At 71.3% G+C, this 13469-nt stretch carries 14 protein-coding genes; 8 read left to right on the top strand and 6 right to left on the bottom strand.

The window, feature by feature from the left end:
• Window positions 1-86: 86 nt before the first annotated feature.
• The 3 genes from ACFV6I_RS14160 to ACFV6I_RS14150 are packed head-to-tail and all read right to left on the bottom strand — an operon-like array spanning window position 87 to window position 3192.
• Window positions 87-491, bottom strand: coding sequence for a DUF6009 family protein (locus tag ACFV6I_RS14160; RefSeq protein WP_380425324.1), 405 nt, complete (start codon window positions 489-491; stop codon window positions 87-89).
• On the bottom strand, window positions 488-2092 hold the full coding sequence (locus tag ACFV6I_RS14155) for a phage/plasmid primase, P4 family (protein WP_363373991.1): 1605 nt from the start codon (window positions 2090-2092) through the stop codon (window positions 488-490). The genes ACFV6I_RS14160 and ACFV6I_RS14155 overlap by 4 nt, the downstream gene beginning before the upstream one ends.
• Window positions 2089-3192, bottom strand: a complete 1104-nt coding sequence (locus ACFV6I_RS14150) for a bifunctional DNA primase/polymerase (protein WP_380425322.1) — start codon at window positions 3190-3192, stop codon at window positions 2089-2091. Before ACFV6I_RS14150 ends, ACFV6I_RS14155 begins: the two co-directional genes overlap by 4 nt.
• Before the next feature lie 978 nt (window positions 3193-4170).
• Between ACFV6I_RS14150 and ACFV6I_RS14145 the strand changes: the two genes are divergently transcribed.
• From ACFV6I_RS14145 to ACFV6I_RS14130, 4 genes are all read left to right on the top strand, one after another.
• Window positions 4171-4413 carry a plasmid mobilization protein gene (locus tag ACFV6I_RS14145; RefSeq protein ID WP_063352545.1) on the top strand — a complete coding sequence of 81 codons (243 nt, stop codon included), beginning with the start codon at window positions 4171-4173 and terminating at the stop codon, window positions 4411-4413.
• Window positions 4410-4781: a fic family toxin-antitoxin system, toxin component gene (locus ACFV6I_RS14140; RefSeq protein WP_380425320.1), complete on the top strand. Its 372-nt coding sequence runs from the start codon at window positions 4410-4412 to the stop codon at window positions 4779-4781. Before ACFV6I_RS14145 ends, ACFV6I_RS14140 begins: the two co-directional genes overlap by 4 nt.
• 265 nt (window positions 4782-5046) lie before the next feature.
• The gene (locus ACFV6I_RS14135) at window positions 5047-6000 is read left to right on the top strand and encodes an ankyrin repeat domain-containing protein (protein ID WP_380425318.1); all 954 of its coding nucleotides are present in this window, start codon (window positions 5047-5049) and stop codon (window positions 5998-6000) included.
• A 212-nt stretch (window positions 6001-6212) separates the two neighbouring features.
• Window positions 6213-6728, top strand: coding sequence for a hypothetical protein (locus tag ACFV6I_RS14130; protein ID WP_380425317.1), 516 nt, complete (start codon window positions 6213-6215; stop codon window positions 6726-6728).
• A gap of 12 nt (window positions 6729-6740) precedes the next feature.
• Here the strand turns inward: ACFV6I_RS14130 and ACFV6I_RS14125 are convergent, their stop codons facing one another.
• Entirely contained in the window at window positions 6741-8366 is a 1626-nt protein-coding gene (locus ACFV6I_RS14125; protein WP_380425314.1) for a bifunctional 3-(3-hydroxy-phenyl)propionate/3-hydroxycinnamic acid hydroxylase, read from the bottom strand.
• Between the two features lie 130 nt (window positions 8367-8496).
• Between ACFV6I_RS14125 and ACFV6I_RS14120 the strand changes: the two genes are divergently transcribed.
• On the top strand, window positions 8497-9417 hold the full coding sequence (locus ACFV6I_RS14120; RefSeq protein WP_380425311.1) for a LysR family transcriptional regulator: 921 nt from the start codon (window positions 8497-8499) through the stop codon (window positions 9415-9417).
• 74 nt (window positions 9418-9491) lie between these two features.
• Here ACFV6I_RS14120 and ACFV6I_RS14115 read toward each other — a convergent pair whose 3' ends face one another.
• Window positions 9492-9911 (bottom strand): VOC family protein, encoded by a 420-nt coding sequence (locus ACFV6I_RS14115; protein WP_380425308.1) that lies wholly within the window; start codon window positions 9909-9911, stop codon window positions 9492-9494.
• A gap of 118 nt (window positions 9912-10029) precedes the next feature.
• Window positions 10030-10566: a helix-turn-helix domain-containing protein gene (locus ACFV6I_RS14110; protein WP_063352550.1), complete on the bottom strand. Its 537-nt coding sequence runs from the start codon at window positions 10564-10566 to the stop codon at window positions 10030-10032.
• Between the two features lie 96 nt (window positions 10567-10662).
• On the opposite strand from ACFV6I_RS14110, the gene ACFV6I_RS14105 reads away from it, so the two are divergent.
• From ACFV6I_RS14105 to ACFV6I_RS14095, 3 genes are all read left to right on the top strand, one after another.
• Window positions 10663-11898 (top strand): alpha/beta hydrolase family protein, encoded by a 1236-nt coding sequence (locus tag ACFV6I_RS14105; protein ID WP_380425305.1) that lies wholly within the window; start codon window positions 10663-10665, stop codon window positions 11896-11898.
• Window positions 11899-12219: 321 nt separating this feature from the next.
• A complete protein-coding gene (locus ACFV6I_RS14100; RefSeq protein WP_380425303.1) occupies window positions 12220-12681 on the top strand; it encodes a nuclear transport factor 2 family protein in 462 nt (153 codons plus the stop codon).
• A gap of 297 nt (window positions 12682-12978) precedes the next feature.
• Window positions 12979-13407 (top strand): hypothetical protein, encoded by a 429-nt coding sequence (locus ACFV6I_RS14095; protein ID WP_380338627.1) that lies wholly within the window; start codon window positions 12979-12981, stop codon window positions 13405-13407.
• Window positions 13408-13469 lie beyond the last annotated feature (62 nt).

Genomic DNA, 13469 nt, shown 5'->3' with positions numbered 1-13469 from the left:
CCCCTAACCGGTGGTCGCGGCCCGACCACCCCCCGTGGCGGTCTAAAAAAACCGGGGGGGGGGCTTGGCCACCCACGCCGATACGGTCACGCCTTCGGAAGCGTTATCCCCAGTTCGAGCATCGCCGGCGAGGCCGGGCCGCCCTCGGAGCGCTCGGTCTTGTACCCCTTGACGCTGGGGGCGACGGTGCGCGGGTCGACGGCCTCGGAGGGGGCGCCGGTGGAGTAAAGGCCCTCGGGGTCCTGGTCGCGGTCGTGCGGCAGGAGCCAGAAGACGCGACGGCGGAAGGTACCGGAGGCCCGGGAGGACCTGGCGTCGGGGCCGAGGATGGCGTAGCCGACCATGCGGCCGTCGCGGTGGTAGGCGGGGCGGCCGCGACGGGTGGTGAGACGGTCCAGGGACTGGCGCACGTAGTCGAGGTCGGTGGTGTCCTCAAGCCAGACGAGATCGGTTTCGTGGGCGAGCTCGGCCGGGTCGATCAGCGCGCTCACGCGTTCTGCTCCTCTGTGTCGTCGGTGATCAGGCCGATGCCCGGGTAGTACTTGCGACTGTTGGACAGGACCATCTCCTTGGGGGAGGTCATACCCAGTGTCTCGCGAACTCGTGCAGCGAACGCACGACCGGATACGGGATTGGCGCCTTCGAATCCGCACCAGCGGGTGTACGCGCCGAAGAGCTGGGACTGTTCGGCGCGCATGCCCTCGCCTGTGATGCAGGCCTCCTTGAGGAAGCGGCCGACGTGGTCCTCGGTCTCGGCGTAGGCGGTGGTGGCGACCTGGACGCGCTGGGGGCCGGCGAGGTCCTTCTCGCCGGCGAAGTAGCGGCGGGCGCCGTCGATGAGCCAGGCGAGGATGCCGGGGCCCTCCTCGGCGACGAGGACGTGGGCCAGGTTGTCGATCTTACGTTCCTCGGGGACGACCCGTTCGAACGGGATCAGACGCATGCGGCGCCAGAAGGCGAAGCCGCCGGTGCCGACCTCGGGGCGGTGGTTGCCGAGCAGCCAGAGCTTGTGGGTCGGTTCGAAGGAGAAGAAGTCCTGGCGCATCCGGCGGGCCTTGATCTTGTCGCCGCCGGTGAGGAGCTTGACCCGGGCCTCGTCGAAGCGGTCGCCGGGCTTGAGCTCGGAGCAGACGATGATGCGCCGGCCATGGAGTTCGGCGAGGTCGGTGGGGTGTCCGTCGAAGGTCTTGGCCATCAGGAAGCCGGGCGGGGCGGCGTCCGCGTAGTCGCCGAGGAGCTGGATCATGACGTCCAGCAGGACGCTCTTGCCGTTCTTGCCCTGGCCGTAGAGGAACGGCATGACCTGGGCGCCGACGTCGCCGCTGATCGAGTAGCCGAGCAGCAGGTGGAGGAAGTCCCGGGTCTGCCGGCCTTCCTTGTCGTCGCCGAAGGTGTCGGTGAGGAAGCGGTCCCAGCGCGGGGTCCGCATCCGGGCGGGGGCCAGGGTGGTGGAGCGGGAGTGGTGGTGGACCTTCGGGTCGGGCGGGACGATGGCGCCGGTGCGCAGGTCGACCACGCCGCCGGGGGTGCACAGGGCGTAGGCGTCGGCGTCCAGCAGGGCGGCGTTGAGGACCATGCCCGGGGCGGACTTGGCCTGGGCGAGCATGGCGTTCATGCCCGAGGTGGAGAGGGCCCGGCGGCGGTGCCGACGCAGATCGGTGTTGGTGTAGACGCCGCGGGGGTCGTGGGTGGCGATGCTCTCGGCCATCTCGCCGGCTGCCCACAGGACGGTGTCGTCCTCGTCGAGCTGCCAGCGATGCGCCGCCCAGCGGTACCAGCCGAGGCCGGGGACGTGGCGGTAGTCGCCTCCGTAGAGGTGGACGAAGAGCTTGGCGTTGCCCCGGTCGGACAGCGAGTCGGGCAGGAGGCCGTGCGCGCTCGCCTCCGGCCCGGCCGGGGCCTGCTTGGTCTCCTGAACAGGCTCGGGGGCCGGCGCGGGTTCGGCGGACGGGGTGTCGAGAAGGCTCTCCTGGACGGGGGTGCCGTGCCAGGGGGGCGGGGAGGCTGGGCCGGGGACCGGCGGGTACTCCAGGATCTGCTGGGCCGTGGCCACGGGATCGAAGACCGTCCTCTTGCGGGTGCTGTCGTTCATCCGCGTGCCTTCCCGACGTGCAGGGGCTGTCGGGCGCCGGCGGCGAGGCCGGAGCGGATGACGGCGGAGCTTTGCCTGTCCTGGCTGGGGCGGGCCGTGCGGGCCGCGTCCAGCAGGAGCCGCTCGGCGGCGGTGTGGGTCAGGTGACCGGCGGAGACCAGGCCTCCCATCGTGTAGGCGGCACGGTTGAGTTTGCCGGTGAAACCGGCCCCCTCTGGGGTGGTGGCACAGTCGGTGACGTCCTGGAGGACGGTGTCGAGGACTCGCTCGGCCCCGCGCTTGCCGCCGCCCGCCGCGACGACGGCCGCGCGGCCACGGTCGGGGACGGACGGCTGGGCGGGGCGCTGGATGCTGGGCTGGTCCTTGAGGTGGCCGGTGCGGACCAGTTCGTCGCTGAGCCACTGGGGCAGGGGCGCGGGGGTCCTTGCCCCGGGGAGCGCGGTGTAGGTACCGGCGGTGGTCACGGTGCCGGGGGCGACGATGTAGCCGCCGTGGGCGCGCACGTCGACCTGCCAGGCCAGGGCCCGGCCGTTGGAGGAGCCGGTGGAGCAGGCGAACCGGCGGGGGGCGTCCTCCTGGTACCAGATGTGCAGGCCACCGGAGGGGGTGCGCACGCGCAGGGTTTCCGTGTCGGTCGCCGGGTCAGGAGCCTGGCGCAGGGCCGCGAGCAGAGCAAGGGTGTGGTAGCCGTTCTCAAGGCCGTCGAGGTTGACGTTCTCGTGGATCGGGATTCCGGGCAGGATCCGGTCCCGGGCGGGGACGGTGCTGGGGTGGCTGTCGACGTCGATGACGACGAGACCCGCCGGGCCACAGGCGACCCCGGTACCGAAGTCCGGGTTGACGCGCCACCAGGCGGTGAGGATGTCCTGGTCGAGAGTGGCCGCGTGGAAGCCGTGGCACCAGCGACCGGCCGCAGGGCACGGGCAGTCGGCGGGACTGTGAGCCGGCTCCTGGCAGGGCTGGCAGTTTGCGGGCGGGGTCTTGCGGCCTGGTGCGAGCGGGTGGACGGGCCAACCCTGGACGGCGCACCAGCGCGCGACGGCCAGCGCATCCGGCTGGCGAAACGCTCGGTCGCTCCCCACGGCCTTAGGCGCCGTCACGCTGGTCCCTCTCCCCATGGTTGGTAGCTGCTCGGACTTGAGTCGCTCGTTCAGTCGCTGAGGGCAAATAGCCAGGTCAGGGCACTGGTGGGCGCCGGATCAGCGACTGAAGCGACCGAAGTCCAGAAGATAGCTCACACAGACTATCCGAGCGAGGACGTGGGAACGCGAACTGCCGGAGTCAGCGGCGAAACTCAGCTACCGAAACCCGGACCAGCGACTGACCCCGTTCAGTCGCTGGTTTCGGTCTTCCGGCATTTTCGCAGGTCAAAGCCGGTTTTAACAGCAAACAGCGACTGAAGCGACTGTAGCCCGGGTCTATAACGCGCACACGCACAGGGGAATGTCTTCATATACCTGACCTTGAGTCGCTTCGGTCGCTGACCGGGTGGGTGAACCTGCCCTGACCTGGGGTTTTTCCCAGCGACTGAACCTCAGCGACTGAAAGCGACTGAGTCTCTCGGGCACTGTCCCCCGGCGTGTCGCCGGACCAGGTTCTCGTGCAAGTCCCCAACTTGGGTCGCTTGGGTCGCTTCAGTAGCTCCGCCGCAGGGCCTGGAGAGTCGCTTCGCTGCTGTGACCTGGGACTATGTCCGCAGGAGCGATCAGTGCCTGAACACTTCCAGCACTGAGTCGCTGAGTCGCTTCGGCCGCCGCTGCCCTCCGAGGACAGTGTCGTTGCCCTGCTGTCCCGGTACGTACGGCCTTTTTGTGGCACCGGATCCGGGTCAGTCGCTGGAGGCCCGAGCCCGGCGGAGAGCCCGTAGCGCCAGGACGTGGCTCGGCAGGGCAGCTACTGAAGCGACCCAAGCGACCGAGACTCCGACTTGGTCGAGAAAGCAACGGGCCGAGGCTCCGTCGGCCGTCGGCCGAGTTGGTCGCTCAGGACGTGCCGGAGCCCGCCGGGGTGGTCCGTGTTGCCCGACACGCCGTTCTCAAGCTTGTAGCGGGGTGTACCCCGAACTACGATTCGCCGTTATGAAGCAGCTGAACGTGCGACTGGACGACGCCGTGCACGAGGCGCTGGAGCAGCGGGCGGAGGCAGCCGGGCTGAGCCTGACGGACTATGCGCGCAAGGTGTTGGCTGAGGAGGCGGACGAGCGGCGCGAACGGTTCCTGACAGCCGCGGCGCACTTCGCGCCGACGTGGGCGCCGGCGTTCGAGGCCGAGTTCGGGCCCTACCCGCAGAGCACTCGCGGCGCCGCAGCGGATGCCGCATGATCCTCCGGATAGACCGGGCGTGGCTGCTTGACATCGCCCACCAGTTCCTGCCCGCCGATCCGGACATCACCGACTACGGCACCCTCGCCGCAGCGGTCGCCCGTCACCTCGACGAGGTCATGGACGTGCCGGTGTACGGCGAGGTGTACCAGCGGGCCGCCGCTCTCATGCACCAGCTGATCCGCGTCCCGGCCCTGGAGTTCGCCAACGAGCACTTCGCCGCCGTCGTGGCCGCCTCCTACCTCAGCGCCTCCGGCGTCATCGTCACCGCGGAGCCCAAGCAGGCCGCCGACCTGGCCGCCCGCATCCGCGCCGGTGACGCGGACGTCCGTGAGACGGCGGCCGCCGTCCGCACCTGGTACCGCTGACCCTGGTCGACGACCGGGCAGCCGGGATCTGGAAGGCGCCGGGCTCCCGGCACGGTCCTGCGGTCCTGCGGTTCCGGAGCACGACGGTCGGGCAGCCGGGGGAGACCCCTGCGGCGCTGTCCGGTGACGAGTGGCGGTCACCGAGGGCACAGCCCCAGCAGCTACCGAAGGCACCGGACCGCGACTGTCAGACCGGTATGCCATCGTGTGTGGACGGGTGGCGCTCGCGGAGAGCCGCGCTGACGACGAACGAACGGGGGCCGCGATGACGGGCTGGGACGGTGTGACCTGGAACAGCTGGCGGGACCACGACGACATCCGTGCGCGGCTCGACGCAGGAGCCGACCCGGACACGTGGGGCGGGAGTCGCCGCCCCCTGCACCAGGCCGCGGGGTTCGGCTCGCCCGAGGTGGTGGCCGAACTGACGCGCCGGGTGTCGGACGTGGACGCGCTGGAGAACGGGACGACGGCCCTGTGGGAGGCCGTCATGGAGAACCGGCCGGACAACGCCCGGGCCCTCGTGGCCGCGGGCGCCGACACGTGGCGGCCCCAGCTCGGCGGCTGGTCGCCCGGCCGCATCGCCCTGGCCGGGCCGGTCCCCGATCTGTTCCCCGTGCCCGACGGACAAGCCGGCCTGACAGCGACCGAGCAGGCCACCGTCCGGCGCGGGCGGCAACTCGTCCAGGCCCTGGGCCGTTTCTTCTTCGAGGGCACCGGCCTCGCCTGCATCGCCGCCATCGACGCCGCCGAAGCGGTCCGCCGGCTGGACGCCACTCCGTTGGACGAGGAGTTCATGGAGGACTTCCTCGACGACCCGAACGAGTACGACATGGACGAGGGCCTGCTCATCGCCGGTGTCACGACCGTGCCCGGCGGATGCATCGTCACCCAGCCCTGGGGCTACACGCCGTCCACCCCGGGCGCGATGGCCCGACTGACCGCCGGCACGGTCGGCTACGGCCTGTACGCCAACCCCAAGAGCGGCAACCAGGGCAGCATCGTCCGCGACGGCACCGTCGAAGCCTGGGACCTCCACCCCGGTGGCGCCCCTGTCCCGAACCACACCCCTGACGAGGTCCTGACCGGCTACCTCTACCACCACCACGCCGTCGCCCAGGCCTGCGCCTTCGCGGGCCTGCGCCCCACCGACGCCCGCGCCGTCACCGGCCCTGCCGACAACTGGATACGACTGCCCGACGTCGACTACTGGGAGCGGTGAGGGCACTGACCCGTCCGTAGGCCCGGGCTGGGCTGGGCGGGTGGCGTCCGAGGGCTCACCGGTGTGGTGGCAAGCCGTGGCGGTAGGCGGTGGCGGGAGGCTGGTGCCCCGTTGGCGGACGAGGAGAGCCTGTGAGTGGGCACAGCCCTGGAGGTGACCGCGGCCCCGTATCCATGGGCGCGGGCGGGGGACGGACGGCCGGTGATGCCGGTGTGCTGGGGACGGCGCTCGGCGTGGTGCTGGCGTTCTCGCTCGCGCAGGGGTCATGGCAGTGGTTCTCCACCTATCTCGGGGTGACGCTGCTCGCGGTGGTCCTGTCGTTCGGCCGTGCGCCGCTGCCGGCGCCGGGTCGACGGGCGGCCTACGGCCGGAGCCTGGTGGCGTACTCGCTGGTCGTGGGGCTGTGCGTGGCGCTGGCGCTGGCTCCGGCACTTCAGCGCTGGGACTGGCTGTTCCCCATGCCGGGGACGCGCAGCGGGTGCGTCGAGGCCGGCCGCTACGAGGTCCTGCGGACGCAGGCCGCGCTGGGGGACCTGGCCGGGCGTGCCGGTGACGCGTTGGGGTACGTGCAGCGGGAGCAGAGCCGCCAGGCCGTCGACGTCTGCCTGGCGGCGACGACGACGCGTTGGCTGCCGGTGTACGCGCTGGGGGCGGCCCTGCTGGTGGGCGCGGGCTCGTGGGCGTGGGCGCGGTTCCGGGCGCGGAGCACGGCGGCGGGGTCTGGCTGAGCTGGTTCGCGCTCAGGTGCCGGGGGTGAGGAGGGCCAGTAGCTGGTTCGCCACCGCGTCCGCGTCCGGCCCGGCCGCGTAGACGTAGTTGTCGGGGCGCACGGCGGCAGCGGTGGCGCCGAGGTCGGACAGCCAGCGACGGTGGGTGCCGTCCGGGTCGGCGACGACGGTTCCGGCAGCTCCTAGGGCAGCGGCTCCTGTGGCGGTGGGGCCTGTGGGGGTGGGGCCGAAGCCGACGACCGTGACGCCCAAATCGCTCAGCGGGGCCCGGTTCAGGAGGGGAAGGGCCTGCTCGGCGACCAGCAGCCGGAAGCCACCTCCGCCGACGATGTCGTCGAGCAGGCCCGTCCGCCGGCCGTCGCTCACCCGGCCCTGGACCGACAGTCGGCCTCCGCCGGAGGCGAACAGGCCGGGACCGAGGTCGGGCAGCCGGATCCGGTCCGGCTCCCGGAGCGCGCGTCGGTGGGCCATCAGCGTGCGGTCGCGTTCGCGGGCGAGCACCGGGTCCCGCAGGGTGTGCTGGCGGCCGAGTTCCATGCTCGTGGCCGTCACGCCGCGCACGTGCGGCTCCCGCTCGCTCTGGTAGGTGTCGAGCACCTCGGCGCCCCGGACTCCGCGCAGCACGAGATCCAGCTTGAAGGCGATGTTGAGTGCGTCCCGTATCCCCGAGCAGAGTCCTTGCCCCAGGAAGGGCGGCATCTGGTGTGCGGCGTCGCCCGCGAGCAGGACCCGGCCGTCCCGCCAGCGCCTCGCGACCAGCGACTGGAAGGTGTAGGTGGCGGTGCGGGCGATGTCGGCGTCGTCGCGGGACAGGTAGCGGCCTACGCGGGACCACACGCCGTCCGCCGCACGTTCCCGCTCGAGGTCGTCGCCATCGTCGAGCAGGAAGCAGAAGCGTTGGCGTTCGGCACCGGTGGTGATGACGGTGGTGGGCCCCTCGGGATCGCCGATCTGCAGCATCGACGGCAGCCCCAGCTCGGCCGCAGGGCGCCGCAGGGCGAAGTCGCAGACCAGCCAGGGTTCGGAGAAGCCGAGGTCGTCCTGCTCGACGCCGAGGGCGTTCCGCACGAAGCTGTTCCCGCCGTCGCAGCCGATCACGTAGCGCGCCGCGAAGGTCGCACCGTCCGACGTGTTCAGGGTGACCTGGTCACGGCCTTGGGACAGGCCGGTGACCGTGGTGCCGAAACGGAGGTCGACGTTCGGCATCGAGGTGCACAACGAGTGCAGCGCCGTCTCCAGGTCGGGCTGGTGGAACTTGTAGAGGTCGGCCCAACCGCTGGCGCCGACGGTGCGGAACACCTGTCGGATGAGGAGGTCACCCGCCCCGTTGCGCCACTCGTACGCGTCCTGTGTGCGCAGGGTGGGCGCCAGTTCGTCGACGAGTCCGAGCCCTTGCAGCGCGCGCATGATCTCGCCGTCGAAGCTGGCGGCCCGGGGGAGGCCGTACAGGCCGGGGTAGCGTTCGAGCACCACGACCGAGTGCCCGGCCTTGCCCAGCAGGGCCGCGAGCGTCATGCCGACCGGCCCGCAGCCGACTACGGCGATTTCGGCGATTTCGGCGGATTCGGCGGATTCGGCGGATTCGGTGGCTTCACTAGGGGACGGCGTCCGGTTCTCAGGGTGCCTGGTGTTCGGCATGTCCGCAGCTCCTCGTGGATGGGACGGAGGGTGTGGTGGCCACGACGTCAGTTTCGAACGCCCCTGACACGATGTCTAATGCATGCTTTGCACAGGGAGTTTGCGTCAGACGCAAACGAAGGGGGAGTCCGTGGCCGACCAGTTGGACCTCAACCTCTTACGCGTGTTCGACGCGTTGATGGACACCGGCAGCGTGTCCGCGGCCGCGACGCGCCTTCACCTGTCCATTCCGGCCACCAGCAGGGCCCTGGGCCGGCTGCGACGGGCGATGAACGACCAGATCCTGGTGCGCGCCGGCCGGGGCCTCGTACCCACCCCGTTCGCCCAGCGGTCGGCCGCCAGGGTCAAGGCGCTGCTGGAGGCCGCGGCCGAACTCCGGGTGGATGCTGCGGGAAGCGACCCGCGATCGTGGCGGCGCACCTTCGCCATCCGGGTCAACGACGGACTCAGCCCCGTGCTCGCACCCCGCCTCACGCACCGGATCGCCGCCGAGGCACCCGAGGTCCGCCTGCGGTTCGTCGCCCAGGACTCCAAGGAACCCGACCGGCTACGCGACGGCTCGCTCGACCTCGACATCGGCGTCGCCGACCCGCCCCCTCCGGACGTGCGCGCGCGAACGCTGTTCTCCGACCACTTCGTCGCCGTGGTGGCGGCACACTCCGCCCTGGGCAAGGCCGCACGGCTGACGGTGGACGACCTGTGTGCCCACCCGCACATCTCCGCGTCCCGCCGAGGCCTCGCGCACGGGCCGCTGGACGAGGCACTTCACCGCCTGGGCCGCTCCCGGCACGTCGTCGCCGTGGTCCCCTCCTTCGCGGTGGCAGCGCTGATGGCGCTGGAGGGGGACGTCATCTGCCTCGGCCCCCGGGTGGTGGCGGAGCACCTCGTCGAACGACAGGTGCCCCTCCGGTGGTACAAGGTGCCGCTGGAGATGCCGGCGGCCGACATCGAACTGCGCTGGCACCGCCGACTCGACGACGATCCCGCGTCCCGGTGGCTCCGCCGCCACGTGCTGGAAGCCGTCCGACCGCTCGCCGCCACGCTGCACTGAACCGGACGTGAGAACCGCGTCACTGCTCGGAGACCACCACGTCGTCCCGGCCGTCAACGAACGGCTGTGACCAGCTACTGCGGGGCAGCCGGCCGTTGCGCGGGTGAGCCGCAGGAAGACATCGCCGCGCGGTCGGACGCACTGCGGAGAACACAGAATTCATTGCCCTCAGGGTCCGCGAGGACGGCCCAGCCGGCACCATCGGGTTCCCGGCGGTCGTCGACGAGGGCGGCCCCGAGGTTCAGCAGCCGCTCGACCTCCTCCTCGCGCGTGGTCTCCGGACGCAGGCACAGGTGGACCCTGTTCTTGATCGTCTTCGGTTCCGGGACCTGGTGGAAGTACAACAGCTGGCCCGCCGGCAGCATCACCGCAGTCTCCGGATCACCCGGGCCGTCCTCCGGGTGCAGCGGATGACCGAGCACCTCACTCCAGAACCGAGCCAGCCCGTAGGCATCTACACAGTCGATCGCCACGTTCTGCAACACCGAGACCATGCACGCGAGCCTGCCCGAAGCACCGCTCGGTCCGCTACCGAATTGCGGTCGGACAGCACGGGCTGGACAGCCCCGGCACTTTCGCCACGGGCGTCGGCTCGGCCTACCCCGGCTCGGTTCACCCCGGCGGGGCCTCCACCGGGAAGTGGATCGGGCTCAGCAGGTGCTGCGCCCGCTCGGGGCTCGGCCGGTTGGCCATTCTGGGCACGATGGCCGCGCGCAGCTCGCCGATCAGCTCGGTCAGTTCCTCCGGGCTGAGCCAGAGTGCGTGCTGCCGGTAGCCCACCTGGTCGGCCATCGGGTCGGCTTCCTCGCGGTCGAGGTAGGCGTTGAACTCGGCCAGCAGGGCGGTCGTCGCGGTGGCGAAGGCCTGCCGGTGGTCTTCGGGGGTGAGCGAGCGGACCATCTCGGTGCCGACCACGGCTCGGTCCTGGCGGAGCCGGTAGTGCCGCTCCACCGCGCCTCGCACCCGCCGTTCCTCGGCAACCTCCAGGATCCCGCCGGCGACGAGCAGGTCGATGTGCCGGTAGACGGTGGCCTTGGAGGCTTCGGGGATGCGTGCGCGGAGTTGAGCGGTGGTCAGGAGCCGTCCACCGCCCATCGCATGCACGATCCGCAGCCGGATGGGATGGGCGAGCAGTTCCAGGGAGTCCATGTCCAGATGGTCTCATGGCTGCTACCTTTCTCAATTATGGGACTAAATGGGGTCGGGGCAGGAGCCGGGGCAGACACAGGGGCAGGGGCGCTGGACGTGGCACGGGACTTCGCCGCGCTACTGCGCGCGGAGAGTTTCGCCGAGACCGCGGAACTGTTCGCGCCGCTTCTGCGCGCTGCCGTATCCGCCGAAGCGCTGCGGCTCGCCTGGGCGGCCGAGGCCGCGGGACGGGGAGGGGTCAGGGCGGTCGGGGAGCCGGTGAGCGGGCCCGGAGAGGCCGACCCGGTGCGCGTCCGAATCCCGGTGACCTGCGCGGACGGCAGCTTCACCGTGGTCACGTCGGTCGGCGCCGACGGCCTGCTGCACGGTCTGCGGCTCGCCCAGGACGACGGCGCCGAGTGGCAGTCGCCGCCCTACGCGGACCAGGCCCGGTTCACCGAACGGGAAGTCCGGCTCGGTACCGGTCCGCTCGCCGTACCCGGCACGCTGAGCCTGCCCGCCGGCCCCGGACCGTGGCCCGCCGTCGTACTGCTCAGCGGCGGCGGCGCGTTCGACCGGGACGAGAGCAGCGGCCCCAACAAGCCGCTCAAGGACCTCGCCTGGGGGCTCGCCAGCCGGCAGGTGGCCGTGCTGCGCTTCGACAAGGCCACCTTCGCGCACCCGGACCACCTGCCCTCGGACTTCACCATGGCCGACGAGTACCTGCCGCCCGCGCTCGCCGCCGTCCAACTGCTCCGGCGACAGCCCGGGGTGGCCGCGGACCGGATCCACCTGCTCGGCCACAGCATGGGCGGCAAGGTGGCGCCCCGAATCGCCGCCGCCGACCCGTCGATCGCGGGACTGGTGCTGCTCGCCGCGGACGCCCAGCCGATGCACGAGGCGGCCGTCCGGGTGGCCCGCCACCTCGCGGCGCTCGCCCCCGGCCCGGACATCGACGACGCGGTGGCGACGCTGGCCCGACAGGCCGCGCTGGTGGCCGGCCCCGAACTCAAGCCCGACACGCCGTCGGAGCTGCTGCCGTTCGGACTCTCCGCCGCCTACTGGCTCGACCTGCGCGCGTACGACCCGGTGGCCACGGCGGCCGCACTCGCCCGCCCGATGCTGATCCTCCAGGGCGGCCGGGACTACCAGGTCACCGTCGCCGACGACCTGACGCGCTGGCAGGACGCCCTGGCAGACCGGCCCGAGGTGGCGATCAGGATCCACCAGGACGCCAACCACCTCTTCCTCCCCGGCAGTGGCCGTGCCACCCCGGCCGAATACGCGCGACCGGGGCACGTGGAGCCGGCGGTGGTGGACGAGATCGCGACCTGGCTGGCGCGATGTCGGTAGGGGCGGGCCGGCGCGGCCGTGGCCTTCGCATTGACGTTCATCAGGCCACTGGTGGTTGTCGTAGGGCTGCTCGCTGTGGACGGTGCGTCCATGCACCGCGCACTCCAGCACGACGACGGCACGCTCGACCGGGGCGGTCGTCCCATCCGTCGCGTTCCTCCGATCTCGGCGTCGATCTTCACGTAGAGTGCGGTCAAGCGGGTCTCCAAGTCGGGTGTCACAACCGGGTCTTGGGGCCTTCGTCGCATCCGTGCGCCCGAATTCCCGGCCCATCGATCGACAGAGCTCAGTCCCGCGTTGACCGAACGGAGCCCAAGCGCCATGCCGGACACCACCCCCGCCAGCCCTGGCCCTCGTGAGGTCCTGGCCCGCTACCAGCGGGCGATGCTCGACAAGTCAGCGGACGACCTGGCCGATCTTTACACCGTCGACGCCGTCCACGAGTTTCCGTTCCTCTTCCCCGGCATGCCGGCGCGCTACGAGGGGCGCGAAGAGGTCCGCGCGGGCTACCGGGCGGCCTGGGGCGCAAGCCCGGCGCAACCGCAGGAGATCCGCGAAGTCGCCGTGCACGAGAGCACCGACCCCGAGGTGATCACCGTCGAGCAGGTCGTCACCGGGACCGTGACCACAACCGGCCAGACCTTCAGCATTCCCGGCCTCCTGGTGATCCGGGTCCGCAACGGCCGGATCGTGCACGTCCGCGACTACATGGACGGGCTCGGCGTAGCGCATGCCATGGACCGACTGGCCGCCGTGGTCGCCAGTCTCAGCGACCGTCACTGAGAGCCTGACTTCGGACTTGTTCATCCAGGGGCGGCTGCCCGGCTGCCCGGCTGCCCGGCTGCCCGGCGGCCCACGCGGGCCGTCGAGGGGGCCGTCGCGTTCGCAGAAGAGGATGCGCCAATTCCGCTCGTGTGCGCGGGTGTTGGGAACTCCGAGGCATCGCCGACTGTTACAAGGCGGTGACGATCCGCTCACAACCGAAGTGTGGAGCGCGGCGTCCCTACAGATGACAGAGCCCGAATCGCGCCGACCGTGCTCTTCGGGCCGAGAAATCACCTCCCCTTGAAAGGGGCACCCGTGATCGTCTCCAAGCGGAACTCCCTGCGCCTGGCCGCCGTGACCACCGTCACCGTGCTCTCCCTCGGGCTGGCGGGCACCGCCGCCATGGCGGCCGCCCCGGCCGCCTACCCCACGTCCACCACGCAGCAGGCGACGGCGCAGCAGGCCGCCGCGCAGGCCGGCATCACCGCCAAGCCGTCCGTCACGTCCGTCCAGGCCTGGCAGCTGTTCCGGGTCAACGGCACCACCACCGGCCTCAAGGCGGGCACCAAGGTGACCCTGCAGCAGAAGCAGCACGGCAAGTGGGTCACCCTGCCGGCCTCCGTCCCCACCAACCACAACGGTTCCTACTCGCTCGGCGTGAAGCTCGGCATCAAGGGCCTGAACGAGCTGCGCATCGTCAGCGGAGACGTCGCCTCCCCCGTGTTCACCGTGACCGTGCGCTGACCCACGGCCCACGACCCCCGCCGTCGGGCGGTGCGGTGCCCGCTCCCGAGCGGCCACCGCAC

Origin of the sequence: Kitasatospora sp. NPDC059803 (assembly GCF_042732255.1) — a bacterium.
In the GTDB taxonomy this organism is placed as follows: Bacteria; Actinomycetota; Actinomycetes; order Streptomycetales; family Streptomycetaceae; genus Kitasatospora.
Note: the sequence above shows the minus strand (reverse complement) of the source record. Positions and strands in the feature narration are given on the sequence as shown.